The organism is Spirosoma validum, assembly GCF_014699035.1.
In the GTDB taxonomy this organism is placed as follows: domain Bacteria; phylum Bacteroidota; class Bacteroidia; order Cytophagales; family Spirosomataceae; genus Spirosoma; species Spirosoma validum.
Genome location: NZ_JACXAA010000004.1, coordinates 286406 through 311517, shown reverse-complemented (window position 1 = coordinate 311517; position 25112 = coordinate 286406). Strand labels below are relative to the sequence as shown.

The window sequence follows — 25112 nt, the reverse complement described above, 5'->3', positions numbered from 1 at the left end:
ACAATCACCAGCAAGCGGTCCAAAACCAAACTCAACCACGAATGACGCCATTTTTTCTGCGCAAACTTACCCTCTATACGTTAGTCCTGGCTACGCTGACAGCCTGCCACCGCCAGCCAGCTACCTCAACAAACTATTTTCCACCCAAAGGCGATAATTGGGCCCATCGGTCACCCGAAAAAGTGGGCATGGATGCTACATTACTCGACCAGGCCGTAGCGTTCGCCAAAACGCAGGAGACTACCCAGATGACGCCCAATTTCTCGACCCAGGAAGAGATCTTCGGTAAACTCCTCGGACCAATGCCCAGCAGCCGGGCCGCTACCAACGGCATCGTTCTTCGTCATGGCTACATCGTGGCTGAATGGGGCGACACACAACGCGCCGACCCAACCTACAGCGTCGCGAAGAGCGTACTGTCGACAGTCGCAGGAATTACGATCGAGCGGGGTATGATTCCCGACATTCATGATCCGGTTGCGAAACTTATCCACGATGGCGGGTATGATTCGGAGCAAAACCGCGCCATTACGTGGGAAAACCATCTCACCCAAACCAGCGAATGGGAAGGAACGCTCTGGGGCAAAAACAGTGATTTCGTGGGCAAAGAAGCCTTCGGCAAAGGCGAACGCAAACATCGTACGCTCCAGAAACCTGGCGCTTTTTACGAATACAACGACGTACGTATCAACCGAATGGCGTTGTCGCTGTTACGTTTGTGGAAAAAGCCCATACCCGACGTAGTGCGCGACGAAATCATGAATCCGATCGGCGCATCGGATACCTGGCGCTACGTTACGTATCCCAACGCTGTAGTCGATATTGGCGGGAAACAAATGCCGTCGGTAAGTGGCGGTACGCGCTGGGGCGGTGGTTTATGGATCAATGCGCGCGACGAAGCCCGCTTCGGCTATCTTTTTCTGCGGCAGGGTCGCTGGGGTAATCAACAGATTGTCTCCCCGAACTGGGTGAAACAGGCAACCACGCCCAGCCCAGTTGGCCCCGATTATGGGTATCTATGGTGGCTGAATACGGGTACGAGTTCAACGGGAAAGAAAGCCTGGCCTGACGCACCAGCGACCAGTTTTGCCGCGATCGGTGCAGGTTCAAACACGATCTGGGTTGACCCTGAACATGACATTGTAATTGTCTGGCGATGGCATAACGGCAGTCCCAATGAACTGATCAAACGTGTACTGGCCGCAGTGAAGAACTAGTGGAAAGCGATCTCAATCATTGCCCAACCATGAAAACGGGTTCACCGCTTATCCAGTTTGCTAAACTTGTTTCCATTGTTGGGCATCCGCTTTTAACGACATCGCTGTTTACTGGCTATGTTACCTTTCAGCAATTGCCCCTCAAGAATGCCGTTATTATTTCTGGCTTATTGTTGGGTGGTGTCGTCCTTCCGATTTCCTGGCGAAACTACCGGAAGGTCAGGCAGGGGCGATTCACTAATTTTGATGTCTCCGATCAAAGACAGCGCTATCAGTTTTATCCCATCGTTATTGGTTTACTGACCCTGGCTACCGGCCTTCTCTTCGCTACAAATCAACCGCGATCATTTTGTTACGGTACGTTATTCTCGCTCATACTCATCGTAGGTTCGTACCTGCTTAATTTTTTCATAAAGGTTTCTCTACATACCTCGCTTTCGTTCTTTTTAGCCTGGGCTATGGCACTACTAAGCCCGACAATTGGTATAAGCATGGCCTTATTCTCACTTTTGATTGCCCTTTCCCGATTTATTTTAAAAAAACACACAGTATCTGAGATTATCGCGGGCGCCCTACTCGGCTTAACAATTGGTGCCAGTTTTTATTGGTCTATCAGGTAACGTAGTATGGGGCTGGCAAGTCGTTTTATACCACGTAGGCATACAGAAACTGATCCAGCACAACGCCGTCTTTGATAACGCTACGTCGCATTAGTCCCTCTCGCTGATAACCGACTTTTTCCAGAATACGCACGGATGCTTCATTTCGTACAAAGGGCACCGCATACAAGCGGGTTAAATCGAACTGGTCGAAGGCGTAGGTTGTAAAGGCGCGTAAAGCGGCAGTCATGATTCCTTTCCTCCAGTGCTGTTCACTTAACCAATAGCCAACTTCGGCCGAACACCGCTCAATATCGGTATGAATCTCCATACCAATTGTGCCAACAGCTTCTCCATCAACGGCAATGGCCAGAATTGTTGTCGGTGTGGTTTCGGAGGCAAACTTCACCCACCAGTCGGCGTCTGCCTGCGTGTAGGGATGGGGGAAACGATCCCGCAGATTGAGCCAGATGGCCCAATTATTCGCGTGTTCTACCAACGTATCTGCGTCGGAAAGGCGCCAGGGTCGAAGTTGGCAAGGACCGCAATCAAGATTCATGAGCGCTGAATAGGTGTATCAATCAGGAAACATTCTTGTAACCACAATGATTAAAATAAGTATTTATTCAGTATAAACAGTATGCACCAAAACAGGTTGATAACTATCTTACTACCCTTATATTTTTGTTGAGTACGTGAAAATCAGGGGAAATATGCGTGATTTTTCCAGAAAATACTCAGCATGCATACTATATTTGGCGTTCATGTTTTTATCATACGCATTATCTACCGTCCAATAGACATTTCTAAATAGCATGAGTATAGCTGAACGAGAGCGCATCTACGAACGAGCTGATAATAAAGGTTGGAAAAAGTGGGGACCTTATCTTTCCGAACGGGCCTGGGGAACAGTTCGTGAGGATTACAGTCCTTATGGCGATGCCTGGAATTTCGTAACCCATGATATGGCCCGCTCCCGCGCCTACCGCTGGGGCGAAGAGGGCATCGGGGGCATCTCTGATAATAAAGGCCACATTTGTTTTGCCCTGGCCTTCTGGAATCACAAAGACAACATTTTAAAAGAACGGCTTTTTGGGCTCTCAGGTCCGGAGGGTAATCATGGCGAAGACGTCAAGGAACTGTACTATTACTTAGACAGCACCCCGACGCACTCGTACATGAAAATGCTCTACAAATATCCGCAGCAGGATTTTCCCTATAATCGGTTAGTAATTGAAACCATGCGTCGGGATCGGCAGGCCGCCGAGTTTGAGCTGACGGATACGGGCATCTTCGAGAAAGACGAGTACTTCGACATTTTTATTGAATACGCGAAAGCGGATCAGAACGATTGGCTGGTAACCATTACGGCCCATAACCGCTCGGACAAAACAGCCCCGCTGACGTTGCTGCCCACCATCTGGTTCCGAAACACGTGGTCATGGGGATATGAGCAGTACAACGCCCGTCCCATGCTGAACGGCATTGCGAATAATCAGATCGAAGTCAATCACAAGCAGTTAGGCAAATACAAACTTTACTGCGAAGGCGCTGACGCGCTGCTCTTCTGTGATAACGATACCAATACTGAACGGTTATATGGTCGACCGAACGTAGCGAAGTATCCGAAAGATGGGATCAACAACTACATTACGTCGGGTGGCAAGAAAAGCTTTATCAATCCGAATCAAATAGGTACGAAAGCGTCGGCGCAGTATACCCGGAAGGTCCCACCGGGTGAGAGTGTAAGTATTCGACTGCGTTTCAGCGATCAAACAACATTGGCTCAACCCTTCGCCGATTTCGATACGATCTGGGACAAGCGCGTAACAGAAGCCGATGCGTTTTTTGCCAATCTGCAAAAGAACGTAACGGACCCCGAACTCGTGGCCATTCAGCGACAGGCCTACGCCGGTATGCTCTGGAACAAGCAGTTCTATTATTACAACGTCAATGAGTGGCTGAAAGGTGACCCCAAAATGCCGGTGCCGTTTCAGGGACGCGTGTATGCGCGGAACGAAAGCTGGCGGCATATGTATACTGCCAACATCCTTTCCATGCCCGACAAATGGGAATATCCGTGGTTTGCTGCTTGGGATCTGGCTTTCCACACGCTGACGCTCGCCCGGCTCGATCCACACTTTGCCAAGCGACAGCTGGCCGTTATTCTGCGGGAGTATTACATGCACCCGAACGGGCAGATTCCGGCTTACGAATGGAATTTTGGCGACGTAAATCCGCCGGTTCACGCGTGGGCCTGTTGGAAAGTGTATGAAATTGACCGCGATCTGAACGGCGTGGGCGACGTAAACTTTCTGGAGCGGGTGTTTCATAAACTGCTGCTGAACTTTACGTGGTGGGTGAATCGCAAAGACGTATCGGGCAATAACATTTTCGGGGGTGGCTTCCTGGGTTTGGATAACATCGGGGTTTTCGACCGGAGTCAGCCATTGCCGATGGGTGGACGTATTGAACAGGCTGACGGCACGGGCTGGATGGCGATGTATACGCTCAACATGCTACGTATCGCCTGTGAGATTTCGCTGACACGGCCCAGTTATCAGGATATGGCCAGCAAATTCTTCGAGCATTTCCTGCACATCGCGTCGGCGATGAACAACCTGGGTCGGCAAAACATCAGCTTGTGGGACGAGGTAGACCAGTTTTACTACGACGTACTGCACATGCCCGACAACAACGCCCGGTTGCTGAAAATCCGCTCGATGGTCGGCCTGATTCCGCTCTTCGCCGTCGAAATTCTGGACGAAGCCTTGCTCTCGAAACTTCCCGATTTCAAACGCCGGGTCGAGTGGGTACTGACCAATCGCCCTGACCTGGCATCGCTGGTATCGCGCTGGCACGAACCGGGCAAGGGTGAAACCCACCTGTTGAGTTTGCTACGTGGTCACCGGATGAAGATGATTCTGAAGCGGATGTTCGACGAAACCGAATTTTTGTCAGATTATGGCATCCGGGCTCTGTCGAAATATCATGAGAAAACGCCCTATCAGTTTGAGCTGAACAGCGAGATTTTCCAGGTTCGCTACGTAGCAGCCGAGTCGGAGATGAGTATGTTCGGCGGAAACTCCAACTGGCGGGGTCCGATCTGGTTCCCGCTCAACTTCCCTCTGATTGATTCACTGCTGAAATTTTACCAGTACTATGGCGACGATTTTGAGGTCGAATATCCTACCAATTCGGGTCAGGTTATGAGCTTGAAAGAAGCAGCTATGCAGGTAACTGAGCGGATCATCAATATTTTCAGGCGCGACGCCGACGGAAATATTGCGGTCTATGGCCAGGATAAAAAACAGCAGAACGATCCGCATTTCCAGGGATTGTATCTGTTCTACGAATATTTCAATGGCGACAATGGCATGGGCTTGGGGGCCAGCCACCAAACCGGCTGGACAGGCTTAATAGCCGATCTGATCGAATACCGGTATAAATACCAGACTCAGGAGGTAGCCATCGTAGTGGAGAAATAAGAATTGAGCAAAAAACCGAGCATAACGTTCGGTTTTTTGTTTTTTATTGCCTCACATATTTACGCAGGGCATCAACAGCAACCCAATCAAGTGATACTGCTTTTTCCAAAGAAGCAGTAGCTACCTGGCGATGTAGTTTGGATTTCACGCGAATACTGAATGAACCGGTAAAACTTCTTTCTGGCTTTTTACCAACTGTTTCACACAGTTATAAATAATCTTTAACAGCTTCTGTAAAGGCTGTTTCCAATTCGCTGACCTACTTCTTTCAAACGTTACTAAATCAGTGATAAAAGCCAGCTTTCCATGAAAAACCTTATCGTCGGTGCCGTATTGAACCGTCCCGACAAAATCTTTGTAACGAAGTACATTTTCCATCCAATCTAAGACTTGAGTTAGTTGCAAAATAGGCTGTGTAGATTAGTGATCAACATATTTCCGGAAAGACCATTTCTTGCTTTTCGTATATGCATACAGTCAATACGTCCGTCTTACTAAACGAGTTTAACGACCCCAACGACGGGCTGATCTGGCAGTGGCAAATTCGACGTAACAAAAACTGAAATAGCCTTATAAAAGCAAAATGTGCATTTTGCTTTTATAAGGCTATAAAGACCTAATGAATCGACACCACATCCATCGTCTTTATGGAGTGTCTCGATTCTTGACCAACCTATTGCAATCGCTATAAAATCAAGCCGCTACGTCGTAACATCGCTTTGGGCGACGGTTCGCGGCCCCGGAATTTCTTGTAGAGTTCCATCGGCTTTTCGGTTCCTCCTTTCTCCAGTACGTTCTTGCGGAAGCTATCGGCGGCCGCTTTGTTGTCTAAGCCCCCTTTCTCCTTGAAGAACTCGAACGCATCAGCATCCAGCACTTCGCTCCATTTGTAGCTGTAGTAGCCCGCGGAATACCCACCCGCAAAAATGTGCGTGAAGGCCGGGCTAAACGCTACGCCTTCAACACGTGGGAACAGATTCGCAACTGAATCAACTTTACTTTCAACCTGCGTAATTGTTTCGCCCGTGGGTTGCTGCCCGTGATAATACAGGTCGACCAGGCCAAACCGTAATTGCCGCAGATTAGCCAAACCAGCCAGGAAGTTCTGACTGGCGCGGATTTTCTCGATCAGTTCATTCGGGATAACGTCGCCCGTCTGGTAGTGCTTCGCAAAAATTTTCAGCGCTTCGGGATCGTAGCACCAGTTTTCCATCACCTGCGAAGGCAGTTCAACAAAATCGCGGGGAACGCTGGTGCCACTCAGGCTTTCATACGTTCCGTTGGCCAGCATACCGTGCAAGGCATGACCAAACTCATGGAACAACGTAGTGACTTCGTTGAAAGTCAACAGCGACGGCTTAGTATCCGTTGGCTTGGTGAAGTTGCAGACGTTTACAATATGCGGGCGGATATTCTCGCCGTTTTCAATTTTTTGCCCCTGCACATCATTCATCCAGGCCCCACTCCGTTTGCCTTCGCGCGGGAAATAATCGCCATAGAACACCGCCAGGAATTTGCCGTCTTTATCGAATACATCGAAGGTCTTTACTTCGGAGTTGTACACCGGAATGTCAGTACGTTCCTTGAACGTGATGCCGTAAAGTTTATTCGCTACGGTGAATACGCCGTTCAGTACGTTCTCCAGTTTAAAATACGGTTTCAGCGTTTCATCGTCAAGATCGTATTTCTCTTTCTTGAGTTTCTCGGCGTAGTAATTATTGTCCCAGGCCTGCAGTTTATCGTCCGTAAACCCATTTGCTTTCGCATAGGTCGTCAGTTCAGCTAATTGGCGTTCAGCCGCCGGGCGGGCATACGTAACGAGTTCATCCAGGAAACTTTGCACCTTATCTTTCGAACCAGCCATGCTTTCTTCCAGCACGAAGTCGGCGTGGGTTTTGTAGCCCAGCAGATTCGCCCGTTCAAAACGCAGGTTCACAATTTTCTGGATAATGGTGGAGTTATCGTTCTTGTCGCCATGAAAACTCCGACCGTTATAAGCCAGGTAAAGCTCTTTGCGTAACTCCCGGTTATCGGCATACTGCATAAATGGACCATAACTTGGCGCCTGCAACGTGAAAGCCCAGCCCGATTTCCCTTTCTGTTTAGCCGTGGCTTTCGCAGCTTCCCGGGCAAAATCAGGTAAGCCTGCCAGGTCTTTCTCATCTTCGACAACCAGTACGTATTCATTGGTTTCGTTCAGTACGTTCTCCCCGAACTGCAACGAGAGCTGCGACAGATCTTTGTCAATTTCCCGCAACCGCTCTTTGCTTTTAGCGTCCAGATTAGCCCCATTACGAGCAAAGCGTTTGTAGGATTTTTCGAGCAGCATCGCGCTTTCCGGATCAAGCTGGAGACTGGTTCGCTGATCATAAACGGCTTTTACGCGGGCAAACAGTTTCTCATTCAACGTAATGTCGTTGCTATACTCGCTCAGCATGGGTGATACGTCCTTCACAATGGTCTGGAGTTCGGGCGAGGTTTCAGCACTGTTCAGATTGAACAACACGGATGCCACTTTTCCCACTAACTCACCTGAGTGTTCAAGCGCAACAATTGTGTTTTCGAATGTTGGCTTCGCTGAATTATTGACGATAGCGTTTACCTCTTTACGGCCCTGGGCTAATCCTTCTTTGAGGGCAGGCAAATAATCGTTGTTCTTGATCTTGTCAAAAGGAGCCGTTTGATGCGGTGTCGAATACGGCTGTAAGAATGGATTTTGGGTCATTGCGGCTTGTTTGAGCATAGGCTGGGCAATTGTAGTCGTTACGGCTACGGCCAGCAATGCACTTGTTAATTTGATTTGCTGATGGGTAAACATACAGTTTTGGCCAATGAGTTTCCCGGAAAAATACGAAGTAAAAATAACGTAGCCGTTATCCATTGCATGATCGGTTGTATATGTGGTCCAGCGGTTACCGCAAAAAAAAACAGTCGGCCAAATCGGTCGACTGTTTTCTCCACTTCCCTCTCACCTCAATAGCCAAATGGTCCGTTACCTGACCGACGATCATTTCCGTAGCCCCGACCCCGTCCGGCCATGCGTTCGTAAGGACGCATCCGTTCGATTACGCGATCACGCTGGTCGGGACGTAGCACGGCCATCATATCGAAAAATTCGCGCTGACGCGCCTGCCGGAGAAAATCACGCTGACGTGGATCTCGCGGGTTGGTAGTCTGGGTTTGCTGATTGAACCGGTCACGAATCCGGCGAATTTCGCGCTCCTGCCTACGCGACAGATTCAGTTCACGATCCCACCAGTCAAGATGACGATCAAACTGGTAGTCGTCGTAATCGTAATTGTAGTTCGGCTGACCGTACCCTTGATTGTAGCCAGGTTGGTTATAGCCGGGCTGCTGGGGATAATTGTTGTTCGGATAATCGTAACGTTGCGCTAATGAACCGGTTGAGATCAGGGCAACCAACGTAGCGGCTGTCATCAGTACTTTTTTCATGATCGTGTATTGTTTTCAGGTTGTATTTGTCCCTTTGAACGAATACCCATCAAATGGTTTAATTAATTCTTCAAAAAAGTATATTCAAGAAATCGCCTATTCGTAAACAATTGACTTTAAGACAGTTTGAGTTTAAAGCATCGTAACATCACATAAATGGTACTAATCCAGGAAAGGCTACGAACGAATAAAGAACCACTGGTTGAGCATTATCTCATTTCTTACATTTAAGATTATGTTCTCTTCCTTCATTTCTAAACAAACTCTCCATGAAAATCAGCCGTTTACTACTCTTTATCCAACTCGTCATGAGTTACTTCTCAGCCCATGCACAAACGACAACAGCCTCTATTTATGGGTTTATCCGTGACGACAAAGGTCAAAACTTACCAGGGGCAACCGTTTCAGCCATCCATACGCCCACCGGCACGCCCTATGGCGTCACAACCCGCTCAGAAGGTGAGTACACGCTACCGAACCTGCGCGTTGGCGGCCCTTACACGATCACCATTAGTTACGTCGGCTACCAGACCGAAACCATTGAGAATGTATTTCTTAGTCTGGGTCAAAAATTACCGTTAACCGTAGTGATTCGCGCAGATGCCCGCCAACTATCGGAGATAGAGGTTCGAGCCAGTGCCAACGATGTGCTGAACAATAACCGGACGGGTCAGCAAACCAATATTAATTCAGAGCAACTTCGAACGCTGCCCACCATCAAACGGTCCGTTTTCGATTATACCCGCCTGAATCCGATGTCGGGGGGCGATGGGTCATTCGGGGGACGTAACAGCCGCTTCAATAACTTTGCCCTCAACGGTGCTATTTTCGTTAATCCCTTCGGTTTGGACGCCAGTACGCCGGGTGGTCAGTCAGACGCTCAGCCGGTTTCGCTCGATGCCATTGAACAGGTACAGGTGGTGTTGTCGCCGTACGACGTAACGCAGTCGGGTTTTACGGGAGCGGGTGTCAATGCCGTTACTAAATCAGGCACTAACCAGTTTCATGGCACGGTTTTCGGCTTCTACCGCAATCAGGACCTGACAGGCAAACGGATCAAAGGCACTGATATTACCGTACCTCAGTCGAATCAATTGCAGTATGGAATCAGCCTCGGCGGACCGATTATCAAAAACAAGCTGTTTTTCTTTGTCAATGCGGAATTCGACCGTCGCTCTGATCTGGGTACGGCGGGCTGGGTGGCCGCCCGACCGGGTCTGACGGGTTCGAACGTATCGCGTGTGACGGCCACTGATCTAGATTTGGTATCGAGTACGCTTCAATCCGTGTATGGCTACGAAACAGGGCCTTATGAGAATTTCACGCACCGCACCCAGAATTCGAAGGGTATCGCTAAGCTGGATTGGAACATCAACCAGACGCATAAGCTCTCGGTTATCTATAATTTTCTGGATGCGTTCCGCGACTTACCCGCTAATCCATCAGCTATTGGCCGTCGTGGACCTGATTTTCTGACCCTCCAATATCAAAGTTCGGGCTATCGGATCATCAATAAACTTAACGGAGGTATCGTTGAGCTGAACTCAAACTTTAACGGGAAATTTGCCAATAAACTTCAGGTCGGCTATACCACTTTCCGAGATTCCCGCGACCCATTTTCAACACCTTTTCCGTCGGTTAATATCGCCAAGGATGGTGTTCGGTACATTGTCGCTGGTCACGAACCCTTTTCGATCAACAACCGACTGAGTCAGGATGTATTCCAGTTTACCGACAATTTCAACATCTACGCTGGCAAACATACCGTTACGTTAGGCGTAAACTTCGAAAAGTTCAGTTTCGACAACTCATTTAATCTGGGCGCCTATGCTGGCGTGTTCGGACCGGAATATGCGTCGGTAGCCGATTTTGTAACTGCTGCCCGAGGAGCCGACTTTGCTAAATCCGTATCAGACGCGAAAGCAACGTTTGCGGCTGGTAATTGGGCGCTGGCCCAGACGCGCGTTGGGCAGTTAGGCTTATATGCGCAGGATGAGTTTGCGGTAAATCCCCGGCTGACGCTTACCTATGGCCTGAAGATCGATATACCGCAGTATTTTAATACACAGCAGAAAATCCAGGAGAACATTGAACGGAATCAGGCCAATTACCAACCCGATAACCAGTATTACGACGCAAACGGCAACCCGATTAAACTCAACTCGCTAACCCTACCCACTACGGCTCCCCTGTTTTCACCCCGTTTTGGCTTTAATTACGACGTTACGGGCAACGGAACCAGTAAATTACGGGGCGGTACAGGCCTTTTCACCGGGCGTTTCCCGTTTGTCTGGATTGGCAATCAGGTGGCGAATCCGAGCTTTTTCTTCTACTGCACCACCGACCCCGATTTCCGATTTCCGCAGGTCTGGAAAAGTTCGCTTGGCTTTGACCAAAAGTTTGGTAGCGGCTGGATTGCCTCGATTGATGTACTGTACAACAAGGATATCAATTCCGTACTGGTACGGAATTATGGCCTGAAAACGCCAACCGGTACGTTACAGGACCCCAGCAATCGACCGATTTATTTACCTACCGATCGGGCCTTGAATGCCTTCGGTGGTCAGACAGATGCATTTGTCTTTACGAACGCGAGCTTAGGGTATACATTCAACACCAGTGTTCAACTCCAGCGAACGTTTCAGAACGGCTTCTTTTTCAGCGTGGCCTATAATTACCTGAATGCCAGAGACGTATCGTCGTTAAGTGCTGAAATTTCGTCGGATGCCTACGACCGTAACCCAGCCTATGGTAACGTCAACCAGGCGGTTGCGGGCTATTCTTATTACGGTAGTCAGCACCGGTTTGTGGGTTCGATCTCGAAACGGTTTGCGTATGGCCAGAAACGTCAGTGGGCTACTACCCTCTCGGCCGTGGCCGAATATGCACAGGGAAATCGGTTCAGCTTTACCTACGCAGGCGACATTAATAACGACGGAGCTGCCGACAACGACCAACTCTTTATCCCAACGCAGACGCAACTGGCGCAGATGAGATTTTCGGGTACGGATGCTCAACAACAAACACAACGAGCCGCTTTTGAAGCATATATTCAGCAGGATAAATACCTCAGCGCGCATCGTGGGGAGGTAGCCGGAAAATTTGCCGCGCTGACACCATGGTACTCGACTGTCGATCTGCGCCTGCTTCAGGAATACACACTGGCCAATCGACATAACATCCAGCTCAGCCTGGATATCCTGAATTTCGGGAATCTGCTCAATTCGAACTGGGGTGTCCGGCAGTTTGCTTCTTACACTGGTCTTGCTCAGCCTCTGGGCGTTACGGTCGCCAATAGAGTACCAACCTATAGCTTCGACACCAGCCAGCAAAGTACGTTCTTTAACGACGCTCAGCTCATTTCACGCTGGCGAATGCAGTTCGGGCTACGGTACTCGTTTTAAATCGCGGCTGGTCTACCTTAACGATAAAACGGGGAGTCAGACAATGCTGGCTCCCCGCTTTTACCCGAGCTTTGTCAAAGTTTAAAACTTTGACAGAGTTAACGCGTATCAATACTTATAATCAGCCAGTTCGTTCTTGTCTTGTTTTTGCAAAACCTGTTCGTATTTACTTCGATCGAACTCATTCTCGTTGTTGGCAATAAAAATGGTCGCGACCGTATTGCCGATAATATTCGTGATTGAGCGAGCTTCCGACATAAACCGGTCAACGCCCAACAGCAACGCCAGTCCCTCAACCGGAATTACTTTAATAGCCGTCAACGTACTGGCCAGCACGATAAAGCCGCTGCCCGTTACGCCCGCTGCGCCTTTTGACGTCACCATCAGAATACCGATAATCGTTAATTGCTGACCAAAGCTAAGGTCGACACCAAAGACCTGCGCCAGAAAAATCATGGCCATCACCAGGTAAATGGTCGTTCCATCCAGATTAAACGAATAGCCTGCCGGAATGACTAGGCCCACCACCGATCGCGAACAACCCATGGCCTCAAGTTTATCCATAATCTGTGGCAGTGCCGACTCTGATGACGACGTACCAAGGACAATGAGCAACTCTTCTTTAATGAATTTCAGCACAGCCCACAGGCTGATTTTGTAATAGCGTAGAATCAAATTCAATACGACAAATACAAAAAGAAACATCGTCGCATAAACAGTACCCATCAGTTTAGCCAGTGGCAGCAACGTACCGAGGCCAAACTTGCCGATTGTAAAGGCCATTCCCCCGAAGGCACCTAACGGAGCCAACACCATCACTACGCTCAGAATATTGAAAAACACTTTCGAGAGTCGTTCGAAGGTTTGAATGAGTGGCTTTCCCAGATCACCCATGCGCGTCAGCCCGATGCCAAACAGAGCAGAAAAAACCAGTACCTGCAAAATCTCCCCATCGGCAAAGGCTTTGACCGCATTGCTTGGAACAATGTGCAGGAAGAACTCGGTCCAGTCCATTTCAGCACCCTGCTCGGCGTATTTACTGATGTCTCCTCCTTTTACAGCAGTCGTCTGAATCCCATCGCCAGGCCGAATCAAGTTCGCCAGCACAAGGCCGATTGCTAACGCGCCGGTCGTAACAATTTCAAAATACAACAGAGCTTTCCCTCCTACGCGCCCCACTTTTTTCAAATCGCCCATGTTGCTGATCCCCAATACGATGGTCAGGAAAATAATCGGCGCAATGACCATCTTGATCAGGTTGATAAAGAGGTCGCCAAGGGGTTTGAGCTTTGTTGCTGTATCGGGGAAGAAGTACCCCGTTAGAATCCCTAACGTAATGGCAATCAGAACGCGAACAGTGAGGTTATTGAGGAGTTTCATAAGAAGGGAGGAGAGGGAAGAGAGGGAAGAGAGGGAAAAGGTTGGTCTTAGTGCCCCCCGTCCCTTTCTTCCCGCTACTCCCTTTTATCCGATTATTTGCTGTTTTATTTCGCGGATACGATCGTTGAAGTTGAGGCTTAGAAAATCAATAGTTGGAACGATAATCGTCTGGAGTAGTTCGTTCACTTTCTCATCGTGCGGAATACGTTTACCCGTAACGATGCTAACGTATTTTGACGTAACCCAAAGCACATTTTTAAGATGCGTTTTCTCATCGTCCGTCATAACGTATTCCGTTACGGTCGTGTCTTCATTGAAGTAAATCAGCCTCGACTTAACCCGTACCCACTCGCTTACCAGGGCTGGACGAACGTAGGCGATCTGGTGCTGATAGACCACCCAACTCGTTTTCAACTCGCGAAACAACTGCCCTGGGCTGAAATCATATAATTTAGCGACCTGATCTTCCCGGGCGTTAAAGTAATAGTCGAAGTACTTGGCATTGTTGAGGTGCTGCAGCGGGTCACAGTCCTGAAATCGAACAATCACCCGCGATTCGGTTTCGGTCGGATAAATGCGGTTAGGGTCGCGATGAAACATAGTCGGAATGGCACCGGTAAGCCGGTAGAATTTATCAGATTAGCGAGATTATTGGGATTAACATGATGAACAGCTTTTGCAGAAAGCAACATCCACAATCAATGTTAAACAAAATCCCGCGAATCCTAGTCAATCCAGGAAATCCCAGTTCAGAATTTTTGCACAATCTTTACGTTAATACAACAAATTCGTTGTTTTTATCAATTCCTAGACACACATGAAGATCATACGTTATCTCCTGCCTGCTTTTTCGCTCTTTATTATCTTAACCTCGTTTGCTCCTAAAGATGATGCCGACGCGGTGTTGGGAACGTGGTTAAACGGCAGCAAAAAAGGGCATGTACAGATTTACAAACAAGGCGGCACTTACTTTGGTAAACTTGTCTGGCTGGGACAGCCTACTGACCCGGCCACGGGTAAGCCCCGGACGGATGAAAAGAATACGGATGCCTCAAAGCGGTCGAGACCATTAATGAACATGGTCTTAATGTATAACTTTAAGTTCGACGGAGGGAACGTCTGGAGTGATGGCAAAATCTATAACCCTGAGGACGGCAAGGAATACAACTGCAAGATGACCTTACAAGACCAAAATACGTTGCTGGTACGTGGTTATGTGGGCATCTCCCTTCTCGGCAAAACCCAGACCTGGACTCGAATTAAGTAGTCATTACAGCTCATTAATGGCTTCAATGATACAATGCAGATAACGCCCATTGAATGACTATCGGATAACGGCAGGCACATGACCACAAACACGCTCATCATTGGTGCAGGTCCGGCAGGGCTGGCGATGGCCGGGCAACTGGCTCATAGGAAGTTGCCGTTTACGGTCCTGGAAGCGAGCGATTACATTGGCTTTAGCTGGCGGAACCACTACGACCGACTTCACCTTCATACGGTGAAAGAACATTCTGCCTTGCCGCACCTCCCTTATCCAGCCAATCACCCAACCTACGTATCACGGTTACAGTTCATTGAGTACCTCGAACAGTATGCTGCCCATTTTGGCATTAAACCTATCTTTAATCAGAAGGTCACCCACATTACCAGAAATCCAGTGGATGGCACGTGGCAGGTTCAAACCGAAACCGATACGTTTACGGCCAGCCGGGTGGTAGTTGCTACAGGGTACAATCGAGCGGCCCACGTACCGGAATTACCGGGCCAGCGAAATTTTCGGGGCATCATCTGGCACAGCCATGAGTACCGGAATGGAGCCCCTTTTCGTAACGAGAATGTGCTGGTGGTTGGTATGGGCAATACGGGGGCCGAACTGGCACTTGATCTGCTGGAAAATGGAGCAAAACCGTTCATTTCAGTACGAGGCCCCGTCAACATCATCCATCGGGATTTATTTGGTTATCCGGCCCAAAAGATGGCCATCATGATGAAGAAATTCCCGGGGTGGTTCACTGACTTTATGGCCCGGCTGATGCGGGAAATAAGTATTGGCGACTTATCTGCATATGGCCTTGGGAAGCCTGCTCACTCGCCTACACAAGATCTCCGTCGGGGCAAGCCGCCCGTTATCGACGTGGGTACGCTCGACCAGATCAAAGCTGGAACTATTACCGTTTTGCCGGGCATTGAACGTATCAGCCGCGACAGCAGACTGACCAAAACCGTTACGTTCACGGATGGTCGGGAGTTGCCTTTTGATGCCATCATTCTGGCAACGGGTTATCTACCAGCTCTAACGACGGTAATTGGGACTGAATTAGCCGACAACGTTTTAAATGAGCGAGGGTATCCGAAAAATCTTTGGTTTGATGATCGTTCGTTGCGGGGACTTTACTTTCTGGGCTTTTCTACGCCCATAACCGGCGTCATTTACCACCTCAACATTGACTCAGAAAAAATTGCAAAACATATTTTTGAAAACAATTTCATCACCGCATAGTTCTATTTCTGTAATCAAGGTGATTATGGATATCATTCAACGTTAAACACTACAGTCATGAACGAGACAACATTAAAAGGCGGCTGGAACGAATTAAAAGGTAAAATCAAACAAGCCTACGCAGATCTTACCGACGATGATCTAACGTATCAGGAAGGTAAGGAAGACGAAATGTGGGGCAAACTCCAGCAGAAGACAGGAAAAACCAAAGACGAAATCAATAAAACGATTGCTGATTTGTAGAGAGGAAATTTCAAAATTTCAGATTCACGGTTTCAGGTTGAGAACCTGGAACATAAAATCGAATCTCTGAAAAGTAAGCAGTCTATTGATAGAAAAAGCCGGAGCTCAAGTTTCCGGCTTTTTCGTTACGTGCCTTTTTATACAGCTTTGACAAAGTTTAAAACTTTGTCAAAGTTCCAATCTTCTTATACAGGTGGCTCCCAGCCTTTTGCATATTGCCGACTCCATAATTTCATGGCCTCCGTGTCTTTAATATGCCCATTTTTTGGATCGACCGCGAATGATTTGTTGGTACGGTAAGCAATGTTGGCCAAATGACAAAGCAATGTGCTCTTGGCGCCTTCTTCGATAGGCGATGCCTGCTTTTCTTTTCCGCGGATGGCTTCGAAAAAATTCACAACGTGCCGGGTGGTCATGTCTCCCCCACCCCCTAAGGCCGTACCCGCTTCCGTTCCTTTCGACTTACTGTCTTTAACGACTTTCCCCTCGCGACTATAGAGCGTATACCCGTCCCGATCGACATACACCGTTCCATTGGTGCCGTAGATGTAGGTTCCGCGATCACTGCCGAATGTTTTCTGCCCATTACGACTGTTGCCGTCCCATTTGATGATTTTATTTCCTGGAAACCGGAACGTAGCATCCATGGTATCATACATTTCCCAGCCATCTTCAGCAAAATATCGCTTCGCAGCTTCCACCGTTACAAATTCAGGATAATCTACCTGCAAAGCCCATCGCGCTACGTCCAGTTCATGCGTAGCATTGTTTCCGGATTCGGCCGTTCCGTACAGCCAGCCATACCAGTGCCAGTTGTAATCCCAAGTTTCGGACGTGTATTCACGGCGCGGGGCAGGTCCCTGAAACAACTCCCAGTCCAGTCCGTCAGGTACGGGCGCTTTCTTCTGATGCGGCACCTCGCCCCGGGCACTGGCGTAAAAAGCAACGGCTTTGAACGGTTTTCCAATAACCCCATTGTGAATCTGGTTAATAATATCAATCGACTCCAGCGACGACCGCTGCTGGTTGCCCATCTGAATTACCTTCTTATACTTCTTCTGGATCTCCGCTAAGATCTCTCCTTCACGAGGGTTATGACTACAGGGTTTTTCAACGTACACGTGCTTGCCGCCCTGCACAGCCAGCCAAGTACCGGGCGCGTGCCAGTGATCGGGCGTAGCATTGAACAGTACGTCGACATTCTTATCCGCAATCACTTTGCGGATATCATTTTCCAGCTTCGGCGTATACGTAATGAACTTGGAAAATTTCTGCACCGCCGACTCGCGCTGTTTCTTCATGACATCGCACAAGTACACCAGCTCAACATTGCTTTCTTTCTTGCCAATCGGCTCATAATACGCACCCAACCGCCGACCCAGTCCGGCAATCGCTACGTTCAGCCGTTCGTTAGCACCGATTATTTTAGCGTAGCTTTTGGCCGACATCCCCAGTCCACCCACGGTAATGCCCGCAGTGCCCAAAGCCGCTTTTTTAATAAATTCTCTGCGTGTATTTTCCATAAAATGGTATCACGGACTTAAGTCCGTCTGGTTAAAAGATAATGACTACGTAAGGTTAACTCTGGATTGGAATATTCTTGCGGACTTACGCCGAACGCGGCCCGGTCCATGATACCTATGCCTTTCGTTTGCCTGATCTCGTTGCATCGCATACCCCTTTAAAATACCCCACCGATTCGGCGATGCCTGCCAGCGGATCTTTCATATCTTTTTCGTACTCCAGACTGCAACTGCCATCGTATTTTATCTTTCTCAACATATTCACAAAGGCAGGAATATCGATTACCCCACGGCCCAGTTCACAGGTCTTGCCTTCTTTCGAAGCTGCCGTTACGTTCTTGAGGTGAATGTCGAAAATACGTTTGGCATATTTTTCCAGATCGGCAATCGGGTCATCGCCGAATCGCGCATCGTGACCCATATCGAAACAAAGACCGATACGTGGGTCTAAATTTTTCACCGCGTTTATGACCGACGACGCATTCGGCCAGAGTTTAATATCGGGGCCGTGAATGTGAATAGCGTACCGCATATCATACTCCTTCACTTTTTTGTCGACATACGGTAACAACTCTTCATTGGGTACCCCTACGATCAGTTTTACGCCAACCCGTTTTGCGTACTCGAATCCATTATCGATTTCCTGCTGCGTTTTCATATAGATCGGCCCCACGGCATAGCCCGTAACCCCCGACTGTTTCAATTTTTCGTGAAACGCGCTGATCTGCTCGGGTGTACTGTTGAGTGGAAGATGAAAGTCTTTAATACACAGATAGTGTACGTCCGTTTTTTTCATCATCTCAAGCGCTTGGTCGAGATTAAAATGAACAAAGCTGTAGCCCGCCATAGCCAGTTTAAACAAGTCGTCACTGGCCGCTTTGGTCGATTCTGGTGCAGCAACCGACGCAACGGCCGGAGACAAACTGGCTAACGCAATTGAGCCACCTGCATTTTTAAGAAAGGTTCGTCGTGTAGTCATTAAACGTATCCGGTAAGTATTATTCAGTTAAAAACTCCGGCGTCCTCTTTTCTACTGACAACAGCCATAGTTTGACCTAAACTCAAGTGCAGTTTCACGGGCTACGTTTAGGAAAGCACGCATGAGTAAATAGTCCAAAATTTGTAACTAATTGACAAAATCGATTGATTACGCAATTCTGCGGGTCCATGAACCTCAACCCCAGAAACAGGACAATTTATACGGATCAGAGACGCGCTGAGATTTCTTTTCAAACCGTTAATCTCGATCATTATCTGGTCAACTATCTAAGCGATCTTAACAAGCCAGATGACAAACGATTTCACCGATTAACTTTTAGCGAGATCATATAATTCTGGCTATCATCTGTTAGCAACATTACCCTTATCCAAATCGGGCCGATCACCAACATCAGCGTTAGTCATTGGTCCAGGCTGTAAACAATCATGTCCGCACCCATCCATCGTCATAGGTAAGTCCTTCGCGCCTTGCCAACTTTGACTAACGCACTTAACACCGCAAAACAAACTTCCCTGATGAACAAGACGAATACCGTAATTTATATGGCCGACGACGATGCGGATGATCGGCATTTTATGCGCCTATCCCTCCAGCATGTCTATCCATCCGTGACCATTGTCGAAGCCATGGACGGGGCTGAACTATTGACCCTGCTGGATAACTGGAGCCAGACTCCCAAAGCTCAACCGATCCAGGTAATTCTATTGGACATGAACATGCCCAAACTAAACGGCCTGGAGACCCTCGCGGCCCTGAAGGCCAATCCCTTACTTCGTCACATTCCGGCGGTCATCCTCTCTACTGACGCCCAACCCGCACAAATAGCGACCGCGTACCAAACTGGTGCCAGCCAGTATCTGGAAAAACCGGTCTCCTATTCGGGGCTGGATCAGATTGCCCAGACCATTCGTAGCTGTTTTTAAGATATTCGCTTATTCAGCCAATGACTATCCAGACCAATTGTATGGGGGATTTATGTATGTTTACGTAGAGCCACCAAGTGACGCATTAACGAAATCGGGTAGTCCCATAATACAGCCTACCAGGTAAGCTGATTAACGAAGGACTATGGGAGCAAAAAAATCCGCCACGCCCGCCTTTCTGGTTGGGGGCGGGGAGATGGGTGAACGCATTCGTACCCAAGACTGGTCCAACACCAGCCTTGGCCCGCCTGAGCAATGGCCTCAGAGCCTGCGGTCAACCCTGGGTATATGTCTGAACGCGCCTTCCCCCATCCTAATCTGCTGGGGAGCGGACCTGGTTATGCTCTATAATGACGCCTACCGACTTATTCTGGGCGAAAAACATCCTCAGGCTCTGGGAAGTAAAGCCCAGGCGGTATGGCCAGAATTATGGGCTATTCTGGGACCCAGGCTGAATGCCGTACGTACGGGGGGGCAAGCCAACGGGTCAGACAATCAACGGCTGGTGATCAATCGGGACGGCGTTTTCCAAGCGGCTTACTTTAGTTTTTCTCACAGCCCGATTTACAACGAGCTAGGCGACATTGGGGGCGTTTTTTGCCTGGTTACCGAAACAACTGATACCCAATTGGCCGAGCAGCAAAAAGGGGAGCTGATTTGGGCCGGGCGGGAACACGAACGGAACCTGGCTACTTTATTTGAGCAAGCCTCTGTTGGGGTGGCCATCATTGGACCGGCCCCCGATTTTATCCTGGAAATGGCCAACCCATTCTATTGTGACCTGGTAGGCCGACTCCCCGATTGCCTGATTGGCCAGCCACTACTGGACGCGATGCCCGAACTGGGCGAACAAGGTATCCGGGAGGTGGTTACGCAGGTGTTGACGACCGGGGTGTCTTGGGTGAACCGGGAACTACCCGTGGTGCTGCTTCGAAATGGCCAGCGGGAAACGATCTACCTGGACAAAGTTTATCAGCCCCGCCGGACAATCGATCAAGTGACCGGCGAGGAAACTATTACGGGGGTGGTCATTATTCTCACCGACATCACGATGGCAGTGCGGGCGCGCCAGCAGGTCGAAACCAATGAGCAGGTGTTAGACGCCATGTTCCGGCAAACACCCCTGGGCGTGGGTATTTGGTACGGCCCTGACTACATTATCGAACGGGCTAACCCGGTGCTATGCCAACTCTGGAATCATACCCTGGACGAACTGCTGGGAAAGCCCCTGTTTGTGGCCTCCCCTGAATCAAGAGAACAGGGCTTCGAGGCCATGCTGGATACCGTACGCCAGACCGGTGTGGCGGTTACGGGGTCCGATCAGCCCGCACGGCTTTACCGCAATGGGCAGCTGAAGACGGTTTATTTCGATTTTGTTTATGAGCCGCTTCGGAGCTCGGATGGAACCATTGATCGCATTATGGTCGTGGCCACAGAGGTAACTAAAGCCCGGGAGGAGCGGCAGCATATGGCAGAAAACACCACCCGGCTCCAAACCTTATTTGAACAGGCACCCGTAGCCATAGCCATCGTCGGCGAAGGACCGGCTTTTCCTTTCGAACTGGCCAATCTACTCTTCTGCGCCATCATGAGTCGAACCGTGGACCAGCTCGTTGGCAAACCGCTGCTCGACGCGCTACCCGAATTAGCTGGTCAGGGCTTCGAAACCTTATTAGAGGGTGTGCGCCAGACGGGACAAGCTTACGAGGGACGAGAAGTGCCCACGCAACTGCTACGTAACAGACAGCTGGATACGATCTATTTTGATTTTGTGTTTGAACCCTTGCTCAACGCCAAGGGAATCCTTGATCGCATTCTGGTGGTATGTACCGACGTCACCGAGCGGGTCATTGCCCGCCAACGAACGGAGCAGTTACTGATTAGAGAACGGCAGCTTAATGAGCTTAAGTCTAACTTTGTTACCCTGGCCTCCCACGAATTTCGTACGCCCATGGGCCTGATTCTCTCCTCGGCGTCCCTGATTGGACGCTATAACGGAACGGATGATGGGGAAAAACGGGAACGGCATGTGCAACATATTAAACTAGCGGTGACCACCTTAACCAGGCTGTTGACTGATTTTCTCTCCCTGAGTCAAATGGAACAGGCCAGCCAGCGAGCCCACCCGCATCCAATTAATATCGTCACGTTTTGCCAGGAAGTCATCGACCACATGCAGACCCTGATCAAGCCTGATCAGCGCATTCTCTATTCCCATCTATCGGGCGAGCCGGATATGTCGCTTGACGGACAATTGATCAAGCATATTTTGATCAATTTGCTGAGCAATGCCAGTAAATACTCGTCGGATAACAAACAAATTGAGCTCACGACAAGCGTCATAGACGATCAACTCCGATTAGTAGTCAAGGACGAAGGCATCGGTATTCCCAATGCAGATAAAGACAAGCTGTTTATTAATTTTTTCCGGGCCCGCAACGTCAATCATGTCGACGGAATAGGCCTGGGTTTGTACGCCGTCAAACGATGCGTCGATTTGCTGGGCGGCCAGGTCACCTTCAGTCAGCTTGATGCGGGAACGGTTTTCACCGTTCAACTTCCTCTGTCCCCCCCTATCCTATGAAAACCATTCTAGTCATCGAAGATACGCCGACTATGCGGACCAACATTGCTGAAATTCTCCAGTTAGCTCCTTACCAGGTGGTGCAGGCAGCCAACGGTAAAGAGGGAATCGAACAGGCTCGCCAAACCCATCCGGATCTGATTCTGTGCGACATCCGCATGCCTGACCTGGATGGCTACGGCGTGCTCCATATCCTTCGCAAAGACCCCGACTTAGCCACGGTTCCCTTTATTTTTCTGACGGCCATGGCTGAAGCCGCTGATTTTCGAGTCGGTATGAATTTGGGGGCAGATGACTACCTGACCAAACCTTTCGATGATGTAACCTTGCTGGGTGCTGTAGAGCTCCGGCTCAAAAAAGCGCCCGTCATACCAACCAATCCTGACGCTGGCTCCGACCACCTGACGAGCCTACGGCAGGCCATTTTAGAGGATAACAACGCCCGCCAGTCCCTGTGTGATCACTATCCGACGACGCAGTACAACCGAAAACACCGCCTGTACACAGCTGGAAGCTGGCCGACCGCGTTATATTTTATGAGTCAAGGGAAAGGCAAAGTCGTTAAGGCCGACGTGGCTGGCAATCAATACATAACGGGGTTAATCGGCCCTGGAGACTTTGTGGGCTACCAGGCCCTATTAACTCAGGGACCCTACACCGATACGGCCGAACTACTGGAAGATGCGTTGGTCTGTACGATTCCTGCGGCCGACCTTAGAGAACTGCTTGATACCCTGCCAGTGGTCGCGAATCAGTTTAATCAGATGCTGGCCAGCGAAGTCGCCAACTTGCAAAACCAGCTCCTGAAGGACGCTTATCAATCGGTCCGTAAACGAGTGGCCGAAGCCCTGCTGCTGGTTCAGCGAACGTTTTATCCTCAGCCAGACGCTAACCTGTCAGAAGACCGCATACCCGGTAATCGAGCCCATGACCAATCCCTACCCATGAGCTTATCACGCGAGAACTGGTCGGACCTGGTGGGAGCCTCCACCGAAACGGTCATTCGTATTTTGGGCGATTTACGGGCCGAAGGGCTGATCGAGATCAATGGCAGTCAGATTACCCTGCTCGATAGGGACAGGCTGACCAACCTAAAGCGCTGATTGTCTTTCATTGGGCAGGCCCAAACCTGGTAGGCTTCACCCTGAACCTGTCTATATGCTCCTTTTCCGGCGCTACAGGTGGAGCGTTATCCGTTCACCCCTACCCTCGATATAGATCGCTGAGTATAAAGTCAATAAAGTTCCAGCCTTGCCAGGTTCTTCGATAACCTCTCCTTAAATCGGTGACAGGACTTTTGATCATATCCAATAATCCTGCTTAACCCTGATAAGAGAAAAAAACACTGGTTTCAACCGGTACTGCCTCCTTGTTTTTAGGCAGAACATGCCGCCTACGTGGGACACAACGTTAGATTACGCTTAACTTACTCAATAGTGCAAGTCCAGTCATTGTCTCATTACGTATTGGAGATACGAACCTTTACCGGGACTCCTGGCCGTTAGATATTAGCAACCAAACGGAGCCTGCTTACCCAACCTGATTCGGGTTAGCCTATCCATCGTCAACTTCTTGGGTGACATTCGTCATAAAGCCAACTACTCGTTATCTTTCTTTGCCAGGTTTAGCTCATTGATTACATCGGTTTGACAGGACAATTTTGTCTCTATGATTCATGTAGCTACTCAACCGAAAACAACACTTAAATTCAGCCCTGTTCAGCAGTCACTTTTCTTTGTCACTGCTAAAAATCGGGTTGATTCGTACTTTGCCCAGCGAAATCTCTCTCCTCATGCCAACCGGGCTATGTGGCAAAAAGCCGTTTTTTTTCTAGTCACCTATGTGCTTCTGTATGGCTTGATCTTATCTAACCAATTTGGTGGACTTGCGATGCTAGGTTTTGCACTGCTCCTGGGATTTTGTGCCGCCGGAGTGGGCTTCAACGTATCTCATGATGCGATTCATGGGGCATTCTCCGCCCAAGGCTGGGTCAACCGGTTGCTCAGTAAAAGTTTTTATCTACTGGGTGCTAACCCGTACCTGTGGAAACTAACCCATAATGTCGTTCATCACACGTATACCAACATTGCCGGCCATGACGAAGACATTGAATTAGCACCGGGCCTGGTTCGGCTGGATCAGGATGAGTCGCACCGGCCGTGGCAACGCTTTCAGCATATCTATGCCTTTTTCCTCTACGGGCTGACTTCCCTGTCCTGGGTATTTCGTAAAGATTATGTTAAGTTTTTTCAGGCGAAGATTGGCCCGCTCGACAACACGCATCATCCTCGGACGGAGCATATTAACCTGTTTGCTTACAAAGTAGCTTATTATGTGTTTTTCCTGGTGTTACCGATCGTTGTCCTTGACCTGCGCTGGTGGCAAGTTCTCGTCGGCTTCATGGCTATGCATATAACGGAGGGGTTAGCTCTGGGGCTAGTCTTTCAACTGGCGCACATCGTGGAAGGAACCTCATTTCCGGTACCGACCTCAAAAGGTACCATTGATGAAGCCTGGGCCATTCACCAACTTCAGACGACAGCTAATTTTGCCCCTCATAGCCGATTAGCTACTTTTTTTTGCGGAGGTCTGAACCGCCAGATTGAACATCATTTGTTTCCTAAAATATGTCACATTCACTACCCGGCCATTGCCCCTATCGTTAAACAGACGGCCAGTGAATATGGCCTGCCGTACATAGAAAACGTAACCTTTCGTTCTGCGCTGATTTCCCATTACCAACTTCTGAAGCAACTAGGGACTCCGTCGGGCACTGGGCGTTATTGACTCACTAG

At 49.2% G+C, this 25112-nt stretch carries 19 protein-coding genes; 11 read left to right on the top strand and 8 right to left on the bottom strand.

What is annotated here, in order from left to right; all coding sequences use genetic code 11:
* Window positions 1-41: 41 nt before the first annotated feature.
* Window positions 42-1217: a serine hydrolase domain-containing protein gene (locus IC230_RS13720; RefSeq protein ID WP_191039597.1), complete on the top strand. Its 1176-nt coding sequence runs from the start codon at window positions 42-44 to the stop codon at window positions 1215-1217.
* A gap of 29 nt (window positions 1218-1246) precedes the next feature.
* Window positions 1247-1837, top strand: coding sequence for a phosphatase PAP2 family protein (locus IC230_RS13715; protein WP_191039596.1), 591 nt, complete (start codon window positions 1247-1249; stop codon window positions 1835-1837).
* A 25-nt stretch (window positions 1838-1862) separates the two neighbouring features.
* Here IC230_RS13715 and IC230_RS13710 read toward each other — a convergent pair whose 3' ends face one another.
* Window positions 1863-2375, bottom strand: coding sequence for a GNAT family N-acetyltransferase (locus IC230_RS13710; RefSeq protein ID WP_191039595.1), 513 nt, complete (start codon window positions 2373-2375; stop codon window positions 1863-1865).
* Window positions 2376-2631: 256 nt separating this feature from the next.
* Here IC230_RS13710 and IC230_RS13705 point away from each other — a divergent pair, with 256 nt between their 5' ends.
* Window positions 2632-5304, top strand: a complete 2673-nt coding sequence (locus IC230_RS13705) for an MGH1-like glycoside hydrolase domain-containing protein (RefSeq protein WP_191039594.1) — start codon at window positions 2632-2634, stop codon at window positions 5302-5304.
* A gap of 43 nt (window positions 5305-5347) precedes the next feature.
* On the opposite strand, the gene IC230_RS34785 is transcribed toward IC230_RS13705, so the two are convergent.
* The 3 genes from IC230_RS34785 to IC230_RS13690 all read right to left on the bottom strand — a co-directional run bounded on the left by IC230_RS34785 (window position 5348) and on the right by IC230_RS13690 (window position 8757).
* A complete protein-coding gene (locus IC230_RS34785) occupies window positions 5348-5512 on the bottom strand; it encodes a toxin-antitoxin system HicB family antitoxin (protein WP_191039754.1) in 165 nt (54 codons plus the stop codon).
* 477 nt (window positions 5513-5989) lie between these two features.
* Window positions 5990-8047, bottom strand: coding sequence for a M3 family metallopeptidase (locus IC230_RS13695; protein ID WP_223860654.1), 2058 nt, complete (start codon window positions 8045-8047; stop codon window positions 5990-5992).
* 230 nt (window positions 8048-8277) lie between these two features.
* Complete coding sequence (locus IC230_RS13690) at window positions 8278-8757, bottom strand: hypothetical protein (RefSeq protein WP_191039593.1); 480 nt, start codon at window positions 8755-8757, stop codon at window positions 8278-8280.
* A gap of 269 nt (window positions 8758-9026) precedes the next feature.
* On the opposite strand from IC230_RS13690, the gene IC230_RS13685 reads away from it, so the two are divergent.
* Complete coding sequence (locus IC230_RS13685; RefSeq protein ID WP_191039592.1) at window positions 9027-12161, top strand: TonB-dependent receptor; 3135 nt, start codon at window positions 9027-9029, stop codon at window positions 12159-12161.
* Window positions 12162-12269: 108 nt separating this feature from the next.
* Here the strand turns inward: IC230_RS13685 and IC230_RS13680 are convergent, their stop codons facing one another.
* Both IC230_RS13680 and IC230_RS13675 read right to left on the bottom strand, forming a co-directional pair.
* The gene (locus IC230_RS13680; protein WP_191039591.1) at window positions 12270-13541 is read right to left on the bottom strand and encodes a dicarboxylate/amino acid:cation symporter; all 1272 of its coding nucleotides are present in this window, start codon (window positions 13539-13541) and stop codon (window positions 12270-12272) included.
* 84 nt (window positions 13542-13625) lie between these two features.
* On the bottom strand, window positions 13626-14141 hold the full coding sequence (locus IC230_RS13675) for an acyl-CoA thioesterase (RefSeq protein WP_191039590.1): 516 nt from the start codon (window positions 14139-14141) through the stop codon (window positions 13626-13628).
* A gap of 217 nt (window positions 14142-14358) precedes the next feature.
* Between IC230_RS13675 and IC230_RS13670 the strand changes: the two genes are divergently transcribed.
* The 3 genes from IC230_RS13670 (at window position 14359) to IC230_RS13660 (ending at window position 16287) form a co-directional block, all read left to right on the top strand.
* A complete protein-coding gene (locus IC230_RS13670) occupies window positions 14359-14808 on the top strand; it encodes a DUF2147 domain-containing protein (RefSeq protein WP_191039589.1) in 450 nt (149 codons plus the stop codon).
* Between the two features lie 78 nt (window positions 14809-14886).
* Window positions 14887-16044: a flavin-containing monooxygenase gene (locus IC230_RS13665; RefSeq protein WP_191039588.1), complete on the top strand. Its 1158-nt coding sequence runs from the start codon at window positions 14887-14889 to the stop codon at window positions 16042-16044.
* 57 nt (window positions 16045-16101) lie between these two features.
* Window positions 16102-16287: a CsbD family protein gene (locus IC230_RS13660; RefSeq protein WP_191039587.1), complete on the top strand. Its 186-nt coding sequence runs from the start codon at window positions 16102-16104 to the stop codon at window positions 16285-16287.
* Between the two features lie 185 nt (window positions 16288-16472).
* Here IC230_RS13660 and IC230_RS13655 read toward each other — a convergent pair whose 3' ends face one another.
* Window positions 16473-17810 (bottom strand): Gfo/Idh/MocA family protein, encoded by a 1338-nt coding sequence (locus IC230_RS13655; RefSeq protein WP_191039586.1) that lies wholly within the window; start codon window positions 17808-17810, stop codon window positions 16473-16475.
* Window positions 17811-17925: 115 nt separating this feature from the next.
* A complete protein-coding gene (locus IC230_RS13650; RefSeq protein ID WP_191039585.1) occupies window positions 17926-18789 on the bottom strand; it encodes a sugar phosphate isomerase/epimerase family protein in 864 nt (287 codons plus the stop codon).
* Between the two features lie 536 nt (window positions 18790-19325).
* Here IC230_RS13650 and IC230_RS13645 point away from each other — a divergent pair.
* From IC230_RS13645 to IC230_RS13630, 4 genes are all read left to right on the top strand, one after another.
* The gene (locus IC230_RS13645) at window positions 19326-19733 is read left to right on the top strand and encodes a response regulator (protein WP_191039584.1); all 408 of its coding nucleotides are present in this window, start codon (window positions 19326-19328) and stop codon (window positions 19731-19733) included.
* A 145-nt stretch (window positions 19734-19878) separates the two neighbouring features.
* Window positions 19879-22317 (top strand): sensor histidine kinase, encoded by a 2439-nt coding sequence (locus IC230_RS13640; protein ID WP_191039583.1) that lies wholly within the window; start codon window positions 19879-19881, stop codon window positions 22315-22317.
* Complete coding sequence (locus IC230_RS13635) at window positions 22314-23420, top strand: response regulator (RefSeq protein WP_191039582.1); 1107 nt, start codon at window positions 22314-22316, stop codon at window positions 23418-23420. Before IC230_RS13640 ends, IC230_RS13635 begins: the two co-directional genes overlap by 4 nt.
* Window positions 23421-23985: 565 nt before the next feature.
* Window positions 23986-25104 carry a fatty acid desaturase family protein gene (locus IC230_RS13630; RefSeq protein ID WP_191039581.1) on the top strand — a complete coding sequence of 373 codons (1119 nt, stop codon included), beginning with the start codon at window positions 23986-23988 and terminating at the stop codon, window positions 25102-25104.
* The last annotated feature ends 8 nt before the right edge of the window (window positions 25105-25112 follow it).